The organism is Flavobacterium paronense (assembly GCF_030409795.1).
In the GTDB taxonomy this organism is placed as follows: domain Bacteria; phylum Bacteroidota; class Bacteroidia; order Flavobacteriales; family Flavobacteriaceae; genus Flavobacterium; species Flavobacterium paronense.
Window position 1 is genome coordinate 2,369,773 of sequence record NZ_JAUFQN010000019.1, and the last position, 21,859, is coordinate 2,391,631.

The 21,859-nt window shown below is 38.3% G+C and carries 4 protein-coding genes; all 4 read right to left on the reverse strand.

Annotated features, from left to right (window positions below):
- Positions 1-79 precede the first annotated feature (79 nt).
- Positions 80-5,230, reverse strand: a complete 5,151-nt coding sequence (locus QWY90_RS11655) for a beta strand repeat-containing protein (RefSeq protein WP_290286103.1) — start codon at positions 5,228-5,230, stop codon at positions 80-82.
- A 490-nt stretch (positions 5,231-5,720) separates the two neighbouring features.
- Complete coding sequence (locus tag QWY90_RS11660; RefSeq protein WP_290286105.1) at positions 5,721-16,040, reverse strand: RemA C-terminal-like gliding motility protein; 10,320 nt, start codon at positions 16,038-16,040, stop codon at positions 5,721-5,723.
- A gap of 1,054 nt (positions 16,041-17,094) precedes the next feature.
- Positions 17,095-17,406, reverse strand: coding sequence for a DUF3467 domain-containing protein (locus tag QWY90_RS11665; protein WP_290286106.1), 312 nt, complete (start codon positions 17,404-17,406; stop codon positions 17,095-17,097).
- Positions 17,407-17,525: 119 nt separating this feature from the next.
- Positions 17,526-21,839 carry a DNA-directed RNA polymerase subunit beta' gene (gene rpoC / locus QWY90_RS11670; RefSeq protein WP_290286107.1) on the reverse strand — a complete coding sequence of 1,438 codons (4,314 nt, stop codon included), beginning with the start codon at positions 21,837-21,839 and terminating at the stop codon, positions 17,526-17,528.
- Positions 21,840-21,859: the final 20 nt, after the last annotated feature.

Consider the following 21,859-nt stretch of genomic DNA (forward strand, 5'->3'; position numbering starts at 1 on the left):
TAAGTTATTTTACTTTCACAATAAAAAAAATCCATCTCAATAAAGAGATGGATTTTTTTATTATTATTATTTTATTAGATTATCTAACCACTTTCTTAGTAACAGTAATGCCATCAACAGAAGTAATCTGAACTAACAATACTTCATTAGCTAAACCTGAACCTATTGTAGTTTGATTCGCATTGATACCTTTTTTCTCTTCTAACAATCGCCCTCTAATATCAAATACTTTAACAGAAGACATTACACTAGTTCCTGATTTAACAACAAACTCGTTATTTTGATTATAAATAATCACATTGTTAGCACTAAACGTCGGAGTACCAACTCCTAATTGTGATTGATAAATAATTTCAAAACGGTTATTGAAAGTTCCGGCATTGGATGTAAATGTATACGCACCCGTATGCAAATCATGTTCGGTAGATGTCAAATTATCTTTTAAATAAATAGGCTGACCAACATCGGTAAACAAGCCATCTGTATGATCAATAGCTATAGTATAATTTCCAGAAGTAACTGCTTTATATGACAATGGAACGATATCACTTGAATCAAAAACAGGTCTTCCTTGAATTGAATATTCATTTGCTCCTATCAAACTAGTTAAATAGAACTCTTTATTAATATTCTCTCCATCAATACCTCTATCATAGCCTACTGTTCCTTCAGCACTATAACCTACAGCCATCTGACTGTAAACTCCGGTAGTATCTGTTAAATTTAACCAATACAAACCATTACCTACTGTATTTACAGATGTTGAATTTTTAAAGAACTGATCAGAATTTAAACTTCTTCTCATACTGTTGGTAAAGCTAATAGTAGAACCACTAGTTACTTTTACAATAAATCCTTGTCCAACATTAAGTACCCAATTGGCTTCTTGTCCTCCTCCTGTTGGGAAGAAACCTGTACCCGTATCGCCTCCTGCTGAACCATTAGCTACATAAGCTGTTTTAGTAAGTGTAGCATAAGAGGTTGACGTAGCTGTGGTATTCGTCTTTCTCCAGAAATATAACGGACCGGTAATATTAGTATTCCCATCTATAAAATTGTGCACGTTAAGTCTTGACGGATAAGGATTACCAACAGCATTATAACCATTTGCCGAAGTCGAAACAGTTGGAGAAATAGTTCCATTATTAGCAACTCCTGTGAAAACACCAGGGTAGACTGTCGGTGAAGTTGGATGATTGTATGGGACTCTAATCAAATAACTTTTACCATTAGTAAATGTAACACCCGCACTATCTGTTCCATCTACCCCATTTGGAGAGGTTAATGGCGAAGGATACTGTAAACCAGTTAAACTAAATCCAACTGAAGAATTATAGTTGTCAGCCGCTGTATCATAATAATAAAAACGATTAGGTAGCGTAAACTTAGAGAACGCATACAATCCTTGTCCTGTTACTGGTGAAGACCATAAAGTATAATCCAAGCGTTTCAATAACGAACTGTTTCGTTTAACTATAATGTTACCTGAATTTGTAAAGTTAGTGCCATTTTGAATTAAATTGGAGTTGTTATTAAGTGTGAAACTACCTGATGACACTGTCAAAGCTCCATTTAATGTCACATCAAATCCTGACGTAACTGACACTACTGCACTATTGTTTACAGTAAGTGAACAGGCAGTTAAATCAGCTCCTATTGTAGCATTCCCAGTAAATATAGCATCCTTTGTACCTGTTGGTGTGCCATTACTCCATGTAACTCCGTCACTAGTTGAAGTTGATGCTAAGGTAACCACAGCCGAACCGCTGTTTCCTGTTCCAAAACAACCATTCGCACTTTGTACGGAAACTAAAGTATAGGTTGTACTCGTTGTTGGTGATACCGAAATATTTGTACCAGAAACATAACTATTCACTGTAAAATTGTTTGTCCCATCTGTATAAATAACTGAATAAGGAGATGTTCCTCCTGTTATTGCTGCCTGCAAATTAGTAGTACTTCCTAAACATATAGATGTTGTTCCTGAAATTACTGCAGCTGTCGATGCTGGATTAACCGTCAAAGTAACCTGATTCCCATTGGTAGTTCCACAACCATTTGTAGCTATATATCTAATTTTCTTTCCATTATCTGCAAAAGCAACTGTGTAGGGAACCGTTAAAGTGGCAAAAACACCACCGCCAACTGTAGTCTCTAACTGCCAGCCTTGTGAACTTACCGTTGAACCATTGGCCGTAACCGTTGGTGCAGTCGGGTTTAAAGAACCCCCTGAACATAAAGCGGCTGGAGCTGAAATTGAGGCTATCGTTGGTGCATCGTTTATAGTCAAAGTAACTTGATTTCCATTAGTAGTTCCACAACCATTAGTAGCCGTATATCTAATTTTCTTCCCATTATCTGCAAAAGCAACGGTGTAAGGAACCGTTAAAGTAGCAAAAACACCACCACCAACTGTAGTCTCTAACTGCCAGCCTTGTGAACTTACCGTCGAACCATTAGCCGTAACCGTTGGTGCAGTCGGATTTAAAGACCCACCTGAACATAAGGCTGATGGGGCTGAAATAGCGGCAATAGTTGGAACGTTATTAACTGTCAAAGTAACCTGATTGCCATTGGTAGTGCCACAACCATTAGTGGCTATATATCTAATTTTCTTTCCATTATCTGCAAAAGCAACTGTATAAGGAACCGTTAATGTGGCAAAAACACCACCGCCAACTGTAGTCTCTAACTGCCATCCTTGTGAACTTACCGTCGAACCATTAGCCGTAACCGTTGGTGCAGTCGGATTTAAAGACCCACCTGAACATAACGCCGATGGGGTTGTAATAGAAGCTATCGTTGGAACGTTATTCACAGTCAAAGTAACTTGATTCCCATTAGTAGTGCCACAACCATTAGTAGCTGTATATCTAATTTTCTTTCCATTATCTGCAAAAGCAACGGTGTAAGGAACCGTTAACGTGGCAAAAACACCACCACCAACTGTAGTCTCCAACTGCCATCCTTGTGAACTTACCGTCGAACCATTAGCCGTAACCGTTGGTGCTGTAGGATTTAAGGAACCCCCTGAACATAAAGCCGATGGGGCTGTAATAGCAGCTATCGTTGGAACATCGTTTACAGTCAAAGTAACCTGATTTCCATTAGTAGTACCACAACCATTAGTAGCCGTATATCTAATTTTCTTTCCATTATCTGCAAAAGCAACGGTATAAGGAACCGTTAAGGTGGCAAAAACACCACCGCCAACTGTAGTCTCCAACTGCCAGCCTTGTGAACTTACTGTTGAACCATTAGCAGTTACCGTTGGTGCGGTCGGGTTTAAGGAACCTCCTGAACATAAGGCTGATGGAGTTGTAATAACCGCTATAGTTGGAACGTCAATTATCGTAACTGATACTGTAGCATTAACTGCACTACAACCACCCGCTGCAGTAAGCTGATAACTTACAGTATAGGTTCCCACCGTACTTGCCGATGGATTTATTGCTCCCGTTGTTGTATTAATTGAAAGACCTGCCGTTGATGAAAATGTATTAGAACAAGTTGCTCTTGCATCTGTTCCTGTTATTGTAACTGTGGCAGAACTTAGTGATTTACAAAATGGACCACCCGCATAGGCAATTGTTGCACTAGGACACGTCCAGCTTACGATTACCTGACCACCTGCTCCATTACCTGGTGCACGATTTGTACCAGTTATTCTACCGCCGCCGCCGCCGCCGCCGCCAGGAAAAGTTCCATCAATACCAGCGGCACTACTTGTAGCACCATCACCACCATCACCACCATTAAACGGAGCTGTAGCTCCTGTACCTTGAGTAGTCGTTGCATTTGTAAAATTACCCGCTACTAAAGAGCCTGCTGATGACCCGCCACCACCACCAAAACTACCATTTGTACCTGCAGCTCCTGTACCTCCATTAAATTTTATAGTTCCTGTGCTAGCACTTGCAAGACCACCAGCACCTCGTGTAGTATTATTATCATTGGCAACACTTAATCCCCCTTTAGCTATAACGGCAGAACCAAACGAAGAGTCACCTCCAGCAGCAGTAGAAGTACTTCCTGCACCAACAGTTACGGTATATGGTGAGCTAAAAGTTGTTAAAACACTTGAAGAATAGGCACCTCCACCTCCACCAGCACAAACAATATTCCCACCAGTCCTAGCACCACCTCTTCCTCCACCTCCCCAAGCTTCAACAGTTAAACTGGTAACATAACAAGGGACCGTAAAAGACCCAGAGGTCGAAAACGCGACTCCTCCTTTTGTTGCTTGAGTGCCTGATAAAGCGGTGCTTAAACATTCTCTCAATGCATAAACTTTCCAATAATAAAGCGTTCCAGGGCTAAACCCACTTACATCAGCTGCTGTAGTATTAGCAGGAAGTTGACCCAAGTAAGTAAAATTTACATTATCCGTTGAATAATAAATTACATAACCAATTTCGCCAGTTGCATTATCAGTCCAATTTAAAGTCATTGACGATGATGCAATATTTGTAAAACTTAAACCGGAAGGCGCTGATAATGCCAATGGCGTAAATGTATAAATTTGACCAGTTGCTGGTTTGGCAGAAATGGTAGTTGTTTCTGAAGTTGTACTTGATGTTGGACTTGATCCTGCACCATTCAATGAAACATAATTTCCAGAACCGGTACTTACAGCTGATAAACCAATTGATGCACCAGCGCCCGATAGAGTTGCAGTTTCAGATCTATAAACAAATTGAATTCTACCTGTATCTTCATATAATTTTACTTGAAATGACATAACAGGAGAAGTTCCTCCTGTACGTACCCAATTTAACCATTGAAAAGTAAAAATTCTTGAACCTGCCGTTCCTGAAGTTAAATAGGAAGCCACAGCTCCTGTACCTCGGCCATCCATATCATCCCAAAAAGGAGCAATTACAGGTCTAGTAACCGTAGTACCAGTAGCTAAATTGTTAGTAAAACTAGAACTTGATGCTGTATCTAAAGTAATATAACCGTCCGAGCCTGCTTGCAATTGAGTATATTTTGTACCCATATAGAAAAAATCAAATCCAATAGGAAGTGCGGAAGATATAACATCATCAGCCAATAAAGACGAAACAGCTGTAGCCCCAGAAAGAGGTGTAAAAGTACCACTGCTTGCCGAATAATTAGTTCCTGAGTAATTTGCGATACTTTGAGCAGATAAAAAATTAAAGCAAAAAAATAAGCTTACTAAAGTAATTGTAACTGTTAATTTTTTCGAATGGTGTAATAGTGTTTTCATATGCTATAATTTAATTATTGACTAGATACTATCTTGAATCCTACAAATAACTTAATTTATTTTTAATTAAAAAAATATTTTATCGACAAAATACACTTTAAATCGATAAAATACATATTTAATAATTTTTTGTAAGTTTTTTGATGAATTATGAAGTTTGTTAACTTAATGTAAGACAAAATTACTGTAAGTATAAATTAAAATAATATATACTCGACAAAATTAGTATTATACTCGTTTAACGGTATAAATCAAGCATTTAAGTAATACAGTAGTTGTCAACAATAACGATTTAGCAACAAAAATCCCCACTATCACTAGCAGGGAAATATTTATTTTTCACTCTTTTTCTTTTTTATCTACTCCTTATTTTGTATACTTTTTATCTATATCCACGCAACATTATTCCCTCTTCCAAAAAAAATTCCCCACTATCTCTAGCAGGGAATTCTATATTCTTAATTATCAATTGTTAATTATCAATTGTCAACTACCTAACCACTTTCTTAGTAACAGTCACCCCATCAACAGAAGTAATCTGAACTAACAATACTTCGTTAGCCAAACCACCACCAATAGTAGTCTGAGTAGCATTGATACCTTTTTTCTCTTCTATCAATCTACCTCTGATATCAAATACTTTGATACTAGCCATATCAATGGTTCCGGATTTAACAACAAACACATTGTTTTGGTTATAAATAACAACTTGGTTAGCAGCAAAAGTTGGATTCCCAACCCCTAATGGTAAAGCATATACTATTTCAAAACGGTTAGTAAATGTTCCAGCGGCTGTATCAAATGCGTAAGCACCAGTGTTTAAATCGTGATACGTGTCAGTCAAAATATCTCTTACATAAATAGGCTGACTAACATCAGTAAACAAGCCATCAGTATGGTCAATAGCTATACTATAATTTCCGGCAGTCACAGCTTTATAGGACAACGGAACTACATCACTTGAATCAAAATCAGGTCTTCCTTGAATAGAGTACTCATCAGCGTCAATCAAACTAGTCAAATAAAACTCTTTATTGATATTCTTTCCGTCAATTCCTCTGTCAAATCCTACTGTTCCTTCAGCACTATAACCTACAGCCATCTGACTGTAAACTCCGCTGTTGTCAATTAAATTCAACCAATACAAACCATTACTTACTGTATTCACAGCAGTAGAGTTCTTAAAGAACTGATCTGCATTCAAACTTCTTCTCATAGTGTTGCTAAAACTAATACTAGTACCACCTGTTGCTTTTACAATAAACCCTTGTCCAACGTTGATAACCCAATTGTCTGAAGCTCCCGCTGGCGAAGTAGGGAAGAATCCTGTACCGGTATCCCCACCTATAGCTCCATTAGCTGTATAGGCTGTTTTGGTAAGCGTAGCATAAGAAGTTGACATAGCTGTGGTATTCGTTTTTCTCCAGAAATATAAGGTTCCATCGATATTAGTATTACCATCAATAAAATCTTTCACATTAAGTCTTGATGGATATGGATTACCCACAGCGTTATAACCATTCAAGGTAGTGGTAACTGTAGCCGAAATAGTCCCATTATTAGCTACTCCGGTAAACACACCATTGTAAACAAATGGAGTAGTTGGGTGATTGTAAGGAACTCTGATTAAATAAGCTTTCCCATTAGCAAATGAAACATTGTTATCATCTATTCCATTTACTCCTAAAGGAGATACCAATGGCGAAGGATATTCAAAATTGGCTGGATTAAAACTAAACCCAACTAATGCATTACTATAAAAATCATTAGCCTCATCATAAACATAAAAACGATTTGACATAGTATACTTAGAAAAAGCATACAAGCCTTGTCCTGTTACTGGAGATGACCATAAGGTATAATCCAAACGTTTCAATAACGAACTGTTACGTTTTACTATTGTTGAACCCGAACCTGTATTAGCCACATTATTAGTTTGCAATAAATTACCATTGTTCTCTATAGTTAACGTTCCGTTGTTTACAATAGTATCGGTAACATTCAAATTAAATCCTGAAGCAACTGTTACCGAATCACTAGCATCAATCTTAAGTGAATTTGCAGTAGCATCCGCAACAGCAACGGTAACGATATTTTTTACAGTAACATCTGCAGTTGTAGGAGGTACAGCGTTTAATATCCACGTTGCAGCAGTATTCCAATCCCCATTAGCAACAGTATAATAAGCATCCGGACCAGCATTAGCCAAAGTAATATTGTTTTGCCCTGCTATTAATGAACCAGTTGTTCCTGTAGTTACAGTATTAGCAGTAGCGTCATTAGAAGCAGTAGCATAAACAGAACTGTATCCTGTCGTTTCATCTGTTCCTGTACCATAATAAGTAAGCAATACAGGAGACTCAGTGTTACCATTAAGTTCTCCATCACAATAAGATGAAGTTAAGGTCACATTCCCTGTAGCAGCACTTGTAGGTGTTATACTGTAAACGCGTTTAATAGTAGCGGTACCACCTGTTGTTGTAACCGATTTTTGAACAAATCGTTTGATGTTAGTACTTCCCAACGCAGTGGCTGTAGTAATAGCAACTCCTAAATAATTAGTACCCGAAACAAACGTACGTGTAGTCTGTACATATCCATTACCTTGTGTAGGCGAACCAGTATTAGTAAATTGTCTTGAACAAGTTTCACCAGTTACGGTAACTGTTGCTCCTAACGTTATATTATTACTTCCACTCAAATCTAAATCACCATTAGTGAAAGTAAGATTTCCATTTAGTGTTGGACTACCTATTAAACTAAATCCTGCAGCATTGTTTAAGGTAAGAATACCTAAAGTGGCTCCTGAAATTGTTTTACTGGCACCACTCATAGTAAGTATACCGGCACCTGATGAAGTATGCGTACCTGTACCTGTTATATTACCTGATAATGCAATAGTATTAGTACCACTAGCCAACGTTCCTGATGTTAAACCAAGATCTCCATTAACTGTAATACTTGCACCTTGAGTAGTAGTATTAGTGTTACTATTAGTCAAGTTGTTCATAGTGGTATTTGGAAAGTTTGCGGCTATAGCAGCAGTTCCATAAAACTCATAGTTAGCACCTGCATTAAAAGTACGAGTAGCAATTGAATTAGATACTGAACCCACTGTTGTAGATACAACACCATTTGGATTAGCTGTTTTTAATGTAGCGCCAGCTGCTAAGATAAATGTACCATTAGTTGCTCCACCATCAACAGCGAATGTACTAGAATCTAAAGTACCATTTACAGTAACAGTACTAACCGGAGCACTAGCAGTACTTATTGTTAAATTAGATAATAATTGAAGTGTTGATGCTGGTGTACTAGTTATTGTATAGTTTATATAATCTGAAGCAGCACCTGCATATTTAAATGTTTGTGTACCTGCTTTGTTAAATACAAAACCTGTTGCTGCACTGCCGGATGCCGTACCCATTGTGCCGACACCAGACTTATCAAAATTACCACCAATAGTAATAGTATTTCCTCCAACAGTTCCTGTACCAAAATCAACTACTCCGTTTGCTCCTGTAGAAGCTACAGTTACACCGGTTGAAGTAAAGTCACCTGTTACATTCATCACAGCTACACCAGAGGCAGAGGATGTTGATTCCAAATTTATCTTTCCAGCCAAGGATATCGCAACATTTCCAGTCACATTAACTGTTGCACCGGTTGCTGTAGAGCTGGTAATTAATCTAAATGCACCACCAGAAAGATTTAATGAACCACCAATTGACAGCGTTGGATTTGCTGAAGCATTGGAAACATTAATATTACCTGCAGACTGATTTAAATTACCACTAAGTGTAGTTGAACCTGCTAATGTAAAAGTACCGGCACCTGATATAGTAAGATTATTATAATTATTAGTAGCTGCCGGTGGTAAAGTCGGAATGGTAAATCCTGTAGCATTGCTATAGTCTACGGTACTTCCTGTTACAGTATAAACTCCCGAACCAGGTGTAAATGTAGTACCCACTATTTGAATAGACCCTGAAGAAGCCAACGTTCTCGGCCCATTACCCGTATTAGTAATATTATTATAAACAAAAGCCGGAATGGTTTGAGACGATGCACTAGAAAAATTAACTGTATTTCCAGTTGAAGCAACTGAAAGAGTTCCCGTAGCTGTTTTAGTATAAGATCCTGAAACATCAATAATACCACTAGCTAATGTAATGGTAGCTGTTCCTCGAGCACCTGAAATAGTTAAGTTGTTATAATTAACTGCGCCAATGGTTTGAGATCCTGCACCATTAAAATCAACAGTGCTTCCCGAAGTAGCTGTGTAAGCTCCTGCACCCGGTGTAAATGTTCCTGCTATACTAGTAGTTCCTGCAGTCCAAACACGCGCCCCACCAGTACCAGTTATATTTCCATAAGCAAATGCCGGTATAGTTTGAGAAGAAGCAGACAAAATAGCAAATGTACTCGTGGCATTCCATGAACCAGAACCAGATGTATAAGTAACCGTACCCGAAGTTGTAAGTGAACCTGCAGCACCAACAGTAAAGAAACTTCCTGTACCGTTAAAAGTAATATCATTAACAGTTACTGCAGTAGTTAAACTCAAGTTAGCAGCAGCTCCTGTAGAACCATTGGTTAAGGTTACCGTGTCAGTTGAACCCGGAACTCCAGAAGGACTCCAGTTCGCCGCAGTTCCCCATACACCGTCGGTAAATCCAACCCAAGTATAAGCAACTGGCGGAGTAGCTCTACCCGTCCATTCTACAGTCCCTAATGGTCCAGTAGTTTCAGAAACTCCCGTGGCATTGGAAACCAAACTTCCTGTAGTATAGGTTCCTGAAGAAACCGTCCATGAAGTACCATTCCAATAAGCCGGGGTAATCAGCGATGCGGTACCAACCTCATCTTCTCCTATTGTAGTACTAGCAACAGCTGGATTAATATAATAATTGTAAGTACCTCCAGCACCATTTTCTGAGAATGTCCAATAACGACTTAAATAATTCGTTGGTGTACCACCTGTAGTAAGGTTGCTACTGGCAGCATCTATTACTTTTGCCCCTACAATACGTATGGCAGAGTTGGCAGTAAATTGCAATGATACTGGTGAATACTGTATAGTTCCGGTAATATCTCCTATTGGAAACACATAAGTACCTGTTGTTGCAGGAATACCTCTTTTATATAAACCTGTTCCGTTGGTAACTATCATTTTTGTAGTTCCCGGAGTAGTAATAGTTTGCGTACCACCATTAGCCAATGTCAAATCATTGTTTCCTAATAATACTCTACCCGCTGTAATAGTTAAGGTACCTGTTACTGTTCCCGAACCACTCAAAGTTACCTCTGGGGTTGTAGCAAACGTATTATTAAAAATAACGTTAACCGGTCCACTCGTTGAAGGAAACTCAGCTCCTGTCGTTTGTGCTCCCACTGCAGTGGTATAGGATAGTGTTGTCGTTGTACCATAAGTAACCGTTCCCGAAGTAACAGCTGTACCGCTTGAAGCAGCAGTAAAAGTAGTCCCATTATTCATAGGTAAAGTTCCTGTAACCACAATACCTGATGGGTTAGAAACTCTAATGTTAATAACGCCAGTTACAGAACCTCCAGGAGAAACCGCTTGACTTGTTGTGCCATTAAACTCAATTAAATTAGCAGTCCCTGTTCCCGGATTATTTAAAGATATCGCAGTAAAGGAACCAGCCACTTTTAAAGTTCCTGCTCCAGTTCCTGTTCCCATAGAAAGGGTACCCGCTGTTTGGGTAAAATTCCCAGCAACACTGACAACTTGTGTAGAACCCGACGTTAAAGATAAAACCGAAGTAGCTGATGAATTAAGATTTAAGTTTCCTGTAATTGTTGTCGTATTAGCACCCGCTGCATTACCAAAGTTAATAATCGAAGCATCTGAGGCGGTAACATTTCCACCAATACTAATCGTACCAGCTCCATTAGCAAAATTAAGAGTAGCAGTATTGCTTACATTGACGTTTCCGGTTACAGTAAAGCTAGCCGCTCCATTAATAAAATCAACAACAGCAGCATTACCAATATTAACATTTCCATTAACGGTTAAAGTTCCTGTAGTAAGTAAACGTAATCTTCCTGCACCTGTACCCGTAGCCTGAACGTTTAAATTCCCTTTGATAGTTGTTGTGTTTGTTGTAAAAAAACTAAGTGTAGCAGTTATAGATGATGAATTATAGGTGAAATTACCAAAACTTTGAGCAAGGTTTGAAAAACCAGATGCTCCTGACCCTGCTAAAACAAGTGTAGAAGCGGTATCCCAAGTAGCTAAAGGAATAGTAGCCATTCCATTGGTAATGTTCAAGGTCGAACTAGCATTCATCAACAAGCTTGTTGAAGAACTAGTTACGGTAACATTGCTTGTTGATGACAAGTTAATAGTTCCGGTCACCGTAGCTATGGTATTAGTCAAATCCAAAGTAGGAGTTCCCGCTGTAGAAGAAAAAGTTAAGGTACCGGCTATACTGGTAGTAGTGCTACCCGTATAAGTTATTCCTGCTGAAGCACCACCGCTTAAATTTAAAGTAGACCCTGAAGGGATATCCAAATCAGTTCCTGTTCCACCTGCAATAGTTAAGGTTGCAGTAGTAGTTGGCTGTAAATTAAGATTGACACTATTAGTCAACAATAATTTTGAAATAGTTTCAGATGCAAAACCAGTTACAGTTGGCGTAGGCGTACTAGTACCATCAAAAATCAAAATATCATTAGCTGCTGGTGTATTTCTGTCCGGCGTCCAGTTACTTGCTGTTGACCATACACTATCTGTAGATCCATCCCAAGTGTAAGTGGTTGACCCTTTTACCCTTCCAGTAAAGTCCGCTGTACCGCCTAATGGGGCCGAAACATTAGTAACACCACTAGTAATAGTAAGCACATTTGCTGCCGCTGAACTAGCCAATTGTGACCATGGTGTAGCACCTGTCCACAAATTCATTTTCATATTGGTTTGTGTACCTACAATATCAGCTGGTAAATAGGTAGCTGTCGCAGTATACGTATAAGTACCCGCAGCACTGTTGCTTAATTGCCAGTATCTTGAGATATAATCGGTTTGTACATCTACATCATCAATAGAAGGATGAGCAGCATCTACCGGACGAACTCCAATAGTTCTGGCCAATGAATTCGCTGTAAAAGACAATGAGTAAGGAGAGTATTCTGTAGTCCCTGTATTTTCTCCAACATGATAAATAAAGGCTAAGGCACTAGCAGGAAAATCCTTTTTCATCTGCCCTGTTCCTTGTATTAATACATATCCATTAGTACGGGCTACTGTTGCAGCAACTCCAAAATTGAAACTATTATTATTTCCTATATCAATGATACCATTTGTGAAGGTTGCAGCACCAGTTAGAGTAACATCACCAATACTAAAGGTAACAGCAGAACCTGCGGTAGAGTTATTAAAAGTTAAATTGGTAAACTTAGCTGTAGGTGCTGATGTTAAATTTTGAAATGTTCCAGCTCCTGAAACGGTTTGAGCCGCTGTATTGGTTACTGGTGCACCTCCCGCAACATCATTTAAAGCAAATTGAATAGTTTGAGTACTAGTTAAAGTACCTGCATTTGCTATATTACCAGATATGGTAAAAGGAGTTGTTGTCAATGCAACAGTGTTTCTGAATTCACAACTTGCATTAATAGTTAATGTCCCATTAATATTTGTTCCATTTCCTGCTGTATATGCTGTCGAAACCCATCTATTAGCGGTAGCTCCAGAGTTAACGGTTACATTTCGAAGTGGTATTCTGTAAGTACTAACAAAAGTATCTATGACAAATCCATCTAAATTACCCCCAGTGGTACTGCTTCCATTTCCAAATTCAAATGTATGAGTACCTGAGAATTGAAAACTTGATGGTGCTACAGTACCATAACTGATATGAACTGCTTTCGTAGTTCCAGCTGTTAAACTTGAATGAGGAGGGTCAACAATTCTGATGGTACCTGCAGTACAATTTACACCTGATCCAGTTGAGCTTAAAACACTAAAAAGGTTTACACCCGATCCTGTACTAGTTCCTGCTGTACCTGAATTGCCATCAATCACCAATGTTCCTCCACTCTGCGTAAATGTTGAACCCGTTGTTTGTGCATAATTTCCATTCAAATTAATGGTACCAGAGGATAAAGTAAATGCACCTCCCGCAACTGATAATGCTTGATTACCTCCACCTGAAGCTCCAATATTAATGGTTCCTCCTGCATTGCTTAAGGTACCTCCGTTTACATTTAATGCTGTAGCAGCTGCTGTAACGGTTGTTGCTATATTTAAAGTGTTTGTATTATTAGTTAAAGTTCCTGCAGTAACCGTCACCGATGTTATAGCAGTTCTATTATCATTTATTTGTACATCTGTACCGGCTGCATTTATCTGCACTTTATCTGGCACACCAACACCACTGGCACCACTAGCCCATGTTTTATCAGTACTACCTATTCCATAAGCGGCACCTGTTCTAAAAGATAGTGTAGAACCTGTAGCATAAGTTGGCGAGTTGGTATCAACATACCCTCCGGTATTAATAGTTAAGAAAGCACCTGTTTGTATCGTAGTAGACCCACAATTAAAGCCACCCGACTGCACTTGAACTTGTCCTCCTGCAGTAGAGGAAGTAATACTCAATGAACCACTACTTGCCGAAGTAACCGTTTTTAGCGTTCCTGATGTCCCTTTTAATAATAAAACACCACTGGCAGAGGTAAAATCAATTACTCTTACACCACCCGATGTTTGAATATTTCCACCACTTCCATCAAGCGTAAGGGTAAAAGCACCTATTTTTAAAGGTCCTGCATTTAATAATTGTAATACATCACCAGCGGTAGCATAAATAGAGGCATTGGTTCCTATAGTAACACCGCCTGTTCCAGATGTATTGTTAAGAAAATAGGCAAAACAGTTGGTAGCTCCTGGAGTGTTTAATCCAGATCCCGTAATAGTTTGTGTAGTAGCTGTAGTTCCAAAAAAGTTAATAGCTCTTCCATTATGGGTCAAAGTACCATTCTGGGTAAAGTCTCCACCCATACTTAAGTTTCCTGCTGTAATATGAAGCGTAATACCAGAACCTGAGGTAACGTTAAATGCCCCCGACATACCACGATCACCATTAGGCATCGTAATAAAAGTATTATTATTAATAGTAACATTGTTAGGAATACCTGACCCTGCTGTAGCAGAAGAACCTGTCCATTCGTTACCAACACCATAAGGCGAACCAGAGGTATTAGCAGCAGCATAAATTAAGGTAGAAGCCGCCCCGTAGGTAGGTGTTGTTGAAAAGTATCCTAAGGCATTAATCTGACAGGTACCTGTAAAAGTAAGCGCACTACTTCCTGTCACTTGAGCAGTGGTTTGAAATGTACCTGCAACAGTTCGTGCTACAGATAAATTAATACCTCCCGTGTTTTGTACAGTAACATTAAAAGGCCCACTCGCTGGCCAATAAGTATGGCTACCATCTATGGCACCATAAAGACCAGAGGTGTTGAATATAAGAGTACTCGCACCTCCATAAGTCCAAGTACCTGCACCACCACCAAAGCCACTATTGTTTATTTGAAAAGTTCCATTGATAACTGTAGTACCGGTATTGGTATAGCTGGCACCAACAGCCAAGATACCACCAGTGGCTACAGTAACTGTACTTCCGCTTGGATTTGTATACACCGCACCTAACGTTAAAGTGAAACCAGTATTTACAGTAATTGTTTTTGGCTGATTAGTTGGTGTAGATGCCGCACTTACATTGGTATTTACTATAACGGTAGAGCCTGCCGTAGGAACTCCATTACCTCCTGTACTTACAGACCAAGTAGCAGCAGTATTCCAATCACCATTGGCTACTATAGAAGTGTAAGTGGGAGCAGATGGTGTAGCATTGGCTGTCAATCCAGTAGAAAAACTACAACCACTAGCACTATTTACAGACCATAATTTATAGAAATATTGTGTCCCATTGGTTAAAGCGGTATGAGTGTAAAAATTAGAACCTGCAGCTCCATTATACAAAACGGTTCCTCCTCCTGCTATACTATTCCCAAAAGCATAATTGGTTCCTTGAACAGGTGTTCCAAATGTATTTGTGGTATTCCAGGCCAAAACAACATTATTACTTGCAGCATTAGCAGTTGAACTCAATACATTTTGAGTGTTTCCTGCAGCTGCACTAAATGAACCTGGATCGGCTGGTGTGGCTGTGAAAGTTAAATTAGTCACACCACAAGTTGCTGTTGTTGCATCTGTCCAATAATGAAATACACGAACTGTCAAAGTAGAACCCGTAGCAACTGCTATTGATGTCGTTAAAGCACTAGTTGCGGTAGAACCAGCAGTCACTGTTAAACCCGTAGCTAATTGTACACTACTGGTTACAAAAGCATTTAAGGAGTAAAACCAAGCAACTCTATCATTAATTGTTGCTCCTGTCCCTCCATAATATGCGGTTAGACTTTCATTGTTAAAAGTTATGGTACTTCCTGTAGTATTGGTAAAACTAAACTGTTGATAATTAGTACGCGACAAAGCAGTAGTTGTAGTAGGCGCTGTAGAAGATACGGGAAAACTTGCTCCCGAGTATCCACTTGTTGCATTAGGAGTAGCACTTACACTTGTAACAGCGGCTCCCGAAGTTGGTGCAGTTGCTGATGTAACTCCACACACCGTAGGTGTGAAGCTGGTGGTACAAACCCATTTTGCGTTTTGTGCATTACCAACTCCAGTAGTTAGCAAAACAAACAAAAACGCTAAACTAGATACAAAACGGGTAAAAGAAAGGCTACTGAATGTAACTGTAGATTGTGTAAAAAATTTCATAAATGGAGGGTATTAAATATTCTGTTTTATTTTATGGTTGGGTCAATATGATTTTATAATCAAGCCATTACAAAACGACCTGAAGTGCTGATTTTAAAATATTAGGTTAATGCGAAAACGATTAAGGGGCTGCTAAACTACAATAAAATCCGTTTAAATTACAATTTCAAACGATAAAATCTTCTCAAACGTTTTCGCTGTACTATTTATCCCTAATTCTTTGTAAAACAGTTACGAAATTAGCTACCCTACCCAAGAAACCTATATTTTTTAGATTATTAAATGGTTAAGGTATTCAGCACAAATTAGCCCAAATTAATTTGTGAAAATTTTTTTAATTTGCGGCTAAAACAAACACATTTACACTCCAACAAAACAATCACTTTTACATAAATCTTCGCGAAAACCTTTGCGAACTTTACGAGAAAAAAACCAATCTCTAAAAATAACTCTTCCCGAACTTCGTAAAAACCTTTGCGAACTTTGCGTGAAAACCTTCGCGAACTTTGCGAGAAAAAAAACCAATCTCTAAAAATAACTCTTCCCAAACTTCGTGAAAACCTTTGCGAACTTTGAGTGAAAACCTTTGCGAACTTTGCGAGAAAAAAAACCAATCTCTACAAATAACTCTTCCCAAACTTTACGAAAACCTTCGCGAACTTTGCGAGAAAAAAAACCAAAATGGCAAAAGTAATAATACTTTAATCAATTAAAATTTTAAGCCCTAAACACCTATAGATTGGCTTAAAAAACTGACCGCATCAACATTAAATTGTTGAGATTAACATTATAAATACCAATGGCAACTTTGAAACTGCGGCTTGACATTTTCTCGACGTGGCTTCGACAACTTCTCGACGTGGCTTCGACATCTTCTCGACGCGGCTTCGACAACTTCTCCACCGTAAGGGTATAAAAAATATGCTTTTAATATGTCCCTATGTGGTTAAAAAATAAAATTAATGGAAACTTAGCGCCTTTGCGTCTTTGCGAGAAATATAAAAACCTCTCCATAACTGAAGAGGTCTCTTTATAAATGCAAATTGTAATCTAACTACGCCTGTCCCGCCGGACCAAAATTCAAAGGAATCTGTGGCTGTTCCACATCCTTAATTTCACCATTAGTTTGTTCAAATCTATGAATGTTCTCACCCAATGCCTTAAGAAATCTTTTAGCATGTTGTGGCGTTAAAACGATTCTTGATTTTACTTTTGCCTTTGGCACACCAGGCATAATTGTTACAAAATCAATAACAAACTCCGAAGCAGAATGATTAATGATAGCCAAATTGGAATAAATTCCCTCAGCCGTTTTCTCATCCAATTCTATGTTTATTTGTCCTTGTTGTTGGTTATTATCGCTCATTTGGTATTAGATTGTTAGATTATTAGATTGTTAGATTTTTAGAATCTGATATTTAAAAGTAAAAAGCCACTAATTTAGAATGTAAAATAGTGGCTTTTATTTAACTATTAACCTTCCGATTAATAAATGTACTCTTCTTTACTAGCCATAATCTCGTTATAGTCTTCTTTAGAACCTACAATAGTATGATCGTAATCTCTCATACCTGTACCGGCAGGAATTCTATGTCCAACGATTACATTTTCTTTAAGACCTTCAAGCGTATCAACTTTACCAGCAACTGCTGCTTCGTTTAATACTTTGGTAGTCTCTTGGAACGATGCCGCAGAGATGAATGATTTAGTTTGTAACGAAGCTCTTGTAATACCTTGTAAAACCGGAGTAGCAGTAGCCGTAATTACATCACGAGCCACAACCTGATTTTTATCATTACGTTTCAATAACGAATTTTCATCACGCAATTCACGTGGCGAAATAATCTGTCCTGGTTTCAACACTTCAGAATCACCGGCATCTTCTACCACTTTCATTCCGTACAATTTATCATTTTCTACCAAGAAATCAGCAGTATGAATTAATTGCTCTTCAAGGAATAAAGTATCTCCCGGATCTTCCACTCTTACTTTACGCATCATCTGACGGATAACCACTTCAAAGTGTTTGTCATTGATTTTTACCCCTTGCAAACGGTATACTTCCTGAATTTCATTAACCAAATACTGTTGAACAGCAGAAGGTCCTTGAATTCTTAAAATATCTTCCGGTGTAATAGCACCATCAGATAAAGGCACACCCGCTTTTACGAAGTCATTCTCTTGAACCAAGATTTGACTAGATAATTTCACTAAGTATTTCTTGATTTCACCAAATTTAGATTCGATGATAATCTCACGGTTACCTCTTTTGATTTTTCCAAAAGAAACAACACCATCAATCTCAGAAACTACTGCAGGGTTCGAAGGATTACGAGCTTCTAACAACTCGGTAATTCTTGGTAAACCTCCGGTAATATCACCCGCTTTTGAAGAACGACGAGGAATTTTCACAAGGATTTTACCTGCTTTAATTTTCTCTCCATCTTCTACCATAAGGTGCGCTCCAACTGGTAAGTTATAAGAACGAATTAATTCTCCGTCTTTACCATAAACCAATAAGGTTGGGATTAATTTTTTATTTCTTCCTTCCGAAATTACTTTTTCTTGGAAACCAGTTTGCTCATCAATCTCCACTTGGAACGATTGTCCTTGTTCTAAATCTTCGTAAGCAATCTTTCCAGTAAATTCAGAAACGATTACACCATTATAAGGATCCCATTTACAGATAGCAGCGCCTTTTGCAACAACATCACCATCTTTCACACTGATAACAGAACCATAAGGAATGTTATGAGTACTCAATAAAATACCTGTTTTAGTATCTACTAATTTCAATTCTGTTGAACGAGAAACTACAATATCAACTTTGTTTCCATCAGCATCTTCTCCAACAACAGTTTTTAAATCTTCAATCTCTAGTTTTCCACCAAATCTTGCTACAATAGTAGATTCTTCTGAAACTCCACCCGCAACTCCACCAACGTGGAAGGTACGTAGTGTCAACTGTGTACCTGGCTCTCCAATAGACTGTGCGGCAATTACACCAACAGCTTCTCCTCTTTGAGTCATTTTTCCAGTTGCTAAGTTTCTACCGTAACATTTAGCACAAATACCTTTTTTAGCTTCACAAGTCAAAGGCGAACGAACATCCACTCTTTCGATAGGAGATTCTTCGATAGCTTTCATGATAGCTTCGGTAATTTGCTCACCAGAATGTACTAATATTTCATTATCCAACGGATTGATTACATCTTGCAAAGCAACACGTCCAAGGATTCTTTCTCCTAAAGTTTCAACGATTTCTTCGTTTTTCTTCAAGGCAGAAACATCAATTCCTCTTAATGTACCACAATCTACAGAGTTTACGATTACGTCTTGAGAAACGTCATGTAATCTACGGGTCAAGTAACCAGCATCAGCCGTTTTCAAAGCGGTATCCGCTAATCCTTTACGAGCACCGTGAGTAGAGATAAAGTATTCTAAGATAGAAAGACCTTCCTTAAAGTTAGAAAGAATTGGATTCTCAATAATTTCACCACCACCAGCAGTTGATTTTTTAGGCTTAGCCATCAAACCACGCATACCCGTTAACTGACGAATTTGTTCTTTAGAACCCCTTGCTCCAGAGTCAAGCATCATATACACCGAGTTGAAACCTTGTTGGTCTTCTCTAATGTTTTTCATGGCTAATTCTGTCAATTGAGCATTAGCAGAAGTCCAGATATCAATAACCTGATTGTAACGTTCGTTGTTAGTGATAAGTCCCATGTTATAATTCACAGAAATACCTTCAACTTGAACACGAGCATCAGCAATCAATTGTGTTTTTTGTTCCGGAATTCTAATATCACCTAATGAGAATGACAATCCACCTTTGAAGGCGAATTTGTATCCCATGTCTTTCATTTCATCAAGGAAAGCTGCCGTTGTAGGAACATCAGTCACTGCAAGGATTTTTCCGATAATGTCACGCAAAGATTTTTTAGTCAATACTTCATTGATATATCCTGCCGCAGCCGGTACTACTTCATTAAATAATACTCTACCTGCAGTAGTTTGGATGATTTTGTATACTAATTCTCCTGCTTCATTAAAATCTTTTGCTCTGATTTTTACACGAGCATTCAATTCAACTCTTCCTTCGTTCAAAGCGATATTACACTCTTCAGCAGAATAGAAAGTTAAACCTTCACCTAAGATTTTGTGTTCTGGAACTGATAATCTTTCTTTGGTCATATAATAAAGACCCAATACCATGTCCTGAGATGGAACCGTAATCGGTGCACCATTCGCAGGGTTTAAGATATTATGAGAAGCCAACATCAATAATTGACACTCAAGGATAGCTTCTGGTCCAAGTGGTAAGTGAACCGCCATCTGGTCACCATCAAAATCCGCGTTGAAAGCCGTACATACTAATGGGTGCAATTGGATTGCTTTTCCTTCAATAAGTTTTGGCTGGAACGCTTGGATTCCTAGTCTGTGCAAAGTAGGAGCACGGTTAAGCATTACAGGATGTCCTTTGATTACATTCTCAAGAATATCCCAAACTACTGGCTCTTTCTTATCAATTATTTTCTTAGCCGATTTAACAGTTTTAACGATTCCTCTTTCGATTAACTTACGAATAACGAATGGTTTGTATAGTTCAGCAGCCATATCTTTTGGCAAACCACATTCGAACAATTTCATTTCTGGCCCAACAACAATTACCGAACGAGCAGAATAATCCACACGTTTTCCTAATAAGTTTTGACGGAAACGACCTTGTTTTCCTTTTAATGAATCTGATAAAGATTTTAATGGTCTGTTTGATTCTGTTTTTACTGCAGAAGCTTTACGTGTGTTATCAAATAATGAATCTACTGATTCCTGCAACATACGTTTTTCGTTTCTTAAGATAACTTCCGGAGCTTTAATCTCCATCAATCTTTTCAAACGATTGTTACGGATGATAACTCTTCTGTATAAATCATTCAAATCGGAAGTCGCGAAACGACCACCATCAAGTGGCACCAACGGACGCAATTCTGGTGGAATAACCGGAACTACTTTCATAATCATCCATTCAGGACGATTTTCTCTGTTGTTATTTGAATCACGGAATGACTCAACTACCTGCAATCTTTTTAAGGCTTCTGTTTTTCTTTGTTTTGATGTTTCATTATTAGCAGCGTGACGCAATTCGTATGACAAAGCATTCAAATCGGTTCTGGCTAATAAATCCATAATACATTCAGCTCCCATTTTGGCAACGAATTTATTTGGATCGAAATCATCTAAATATTGATTGTCTTGTGGCAATGCGTCTAGAATGTTTAAGTATTCTTCTTCTGTTAAGAAGTCTAATCTTTGTAACGATTCACCTTCAGCATTCACCGCAATACCAGCCTGAATTACCACATATCTTTCGTAGTAAATAATCATATCTAATTTCTTAGATGGCAAGCCTAGAATGTATCCAATTTTGTTTGGCAAAGAACGGAAGTACCAGATATGAGCTATTGGCACAACCAAATTGATGTGTCCTACTCTATCACGACGTACTTTTTTCTCTGTAACTTCAACACCACAACGGTCACAAACGATTCCTTTGTAACGGATTCTTTTGTATTTTCCACAAGCACATTCAAAATCTTTTACCGGACCGAAAATTCGTTCGCAGAAAAGACCATCACGTTCTGGTTTGTGAGTTCTGTAATTGATTGTTTCTGGTTTCAGAACCTCACCTCTTGACTCAGCCAAGATAGATTCTGGAGACGCTAAACCAATTGAAATTCTGTCAAATCTCTTGATTGTATTTTTAGGATCTCTATTATTATTTCTATTATTCATCATAGTTTAAAACTTGAATTGAT

Coding starts and splice junctions, on each gene's coding strand:
- QWY90_RS11655 (WP_290286103.1), bottom strand. CDS start 5,230: ATGAAAACACTATTACACCATTCGAAAAAATTAACAGTTACAATTACT.
- QWY90_RS11665 (WP_290286106.1), bottom strand. CDS start 17,406: ATGAGCGATAATAACCAACAACAAGGACAAATAAACATAGAATTGGAT.
- rpoC (WP_290286107.1), bottom strand. CDS start 21,839: ATGATGAATAATAGAAATAATAATAGAGATCCTAAAAATACAATCAAG.
- QWY90_RS11660 (WP_290286105.1), bottom strand. CDS start 16,040: ATGAAATTTTTTACACAATCTACAGTTACATTCAGTAGCCTTTCTTTT.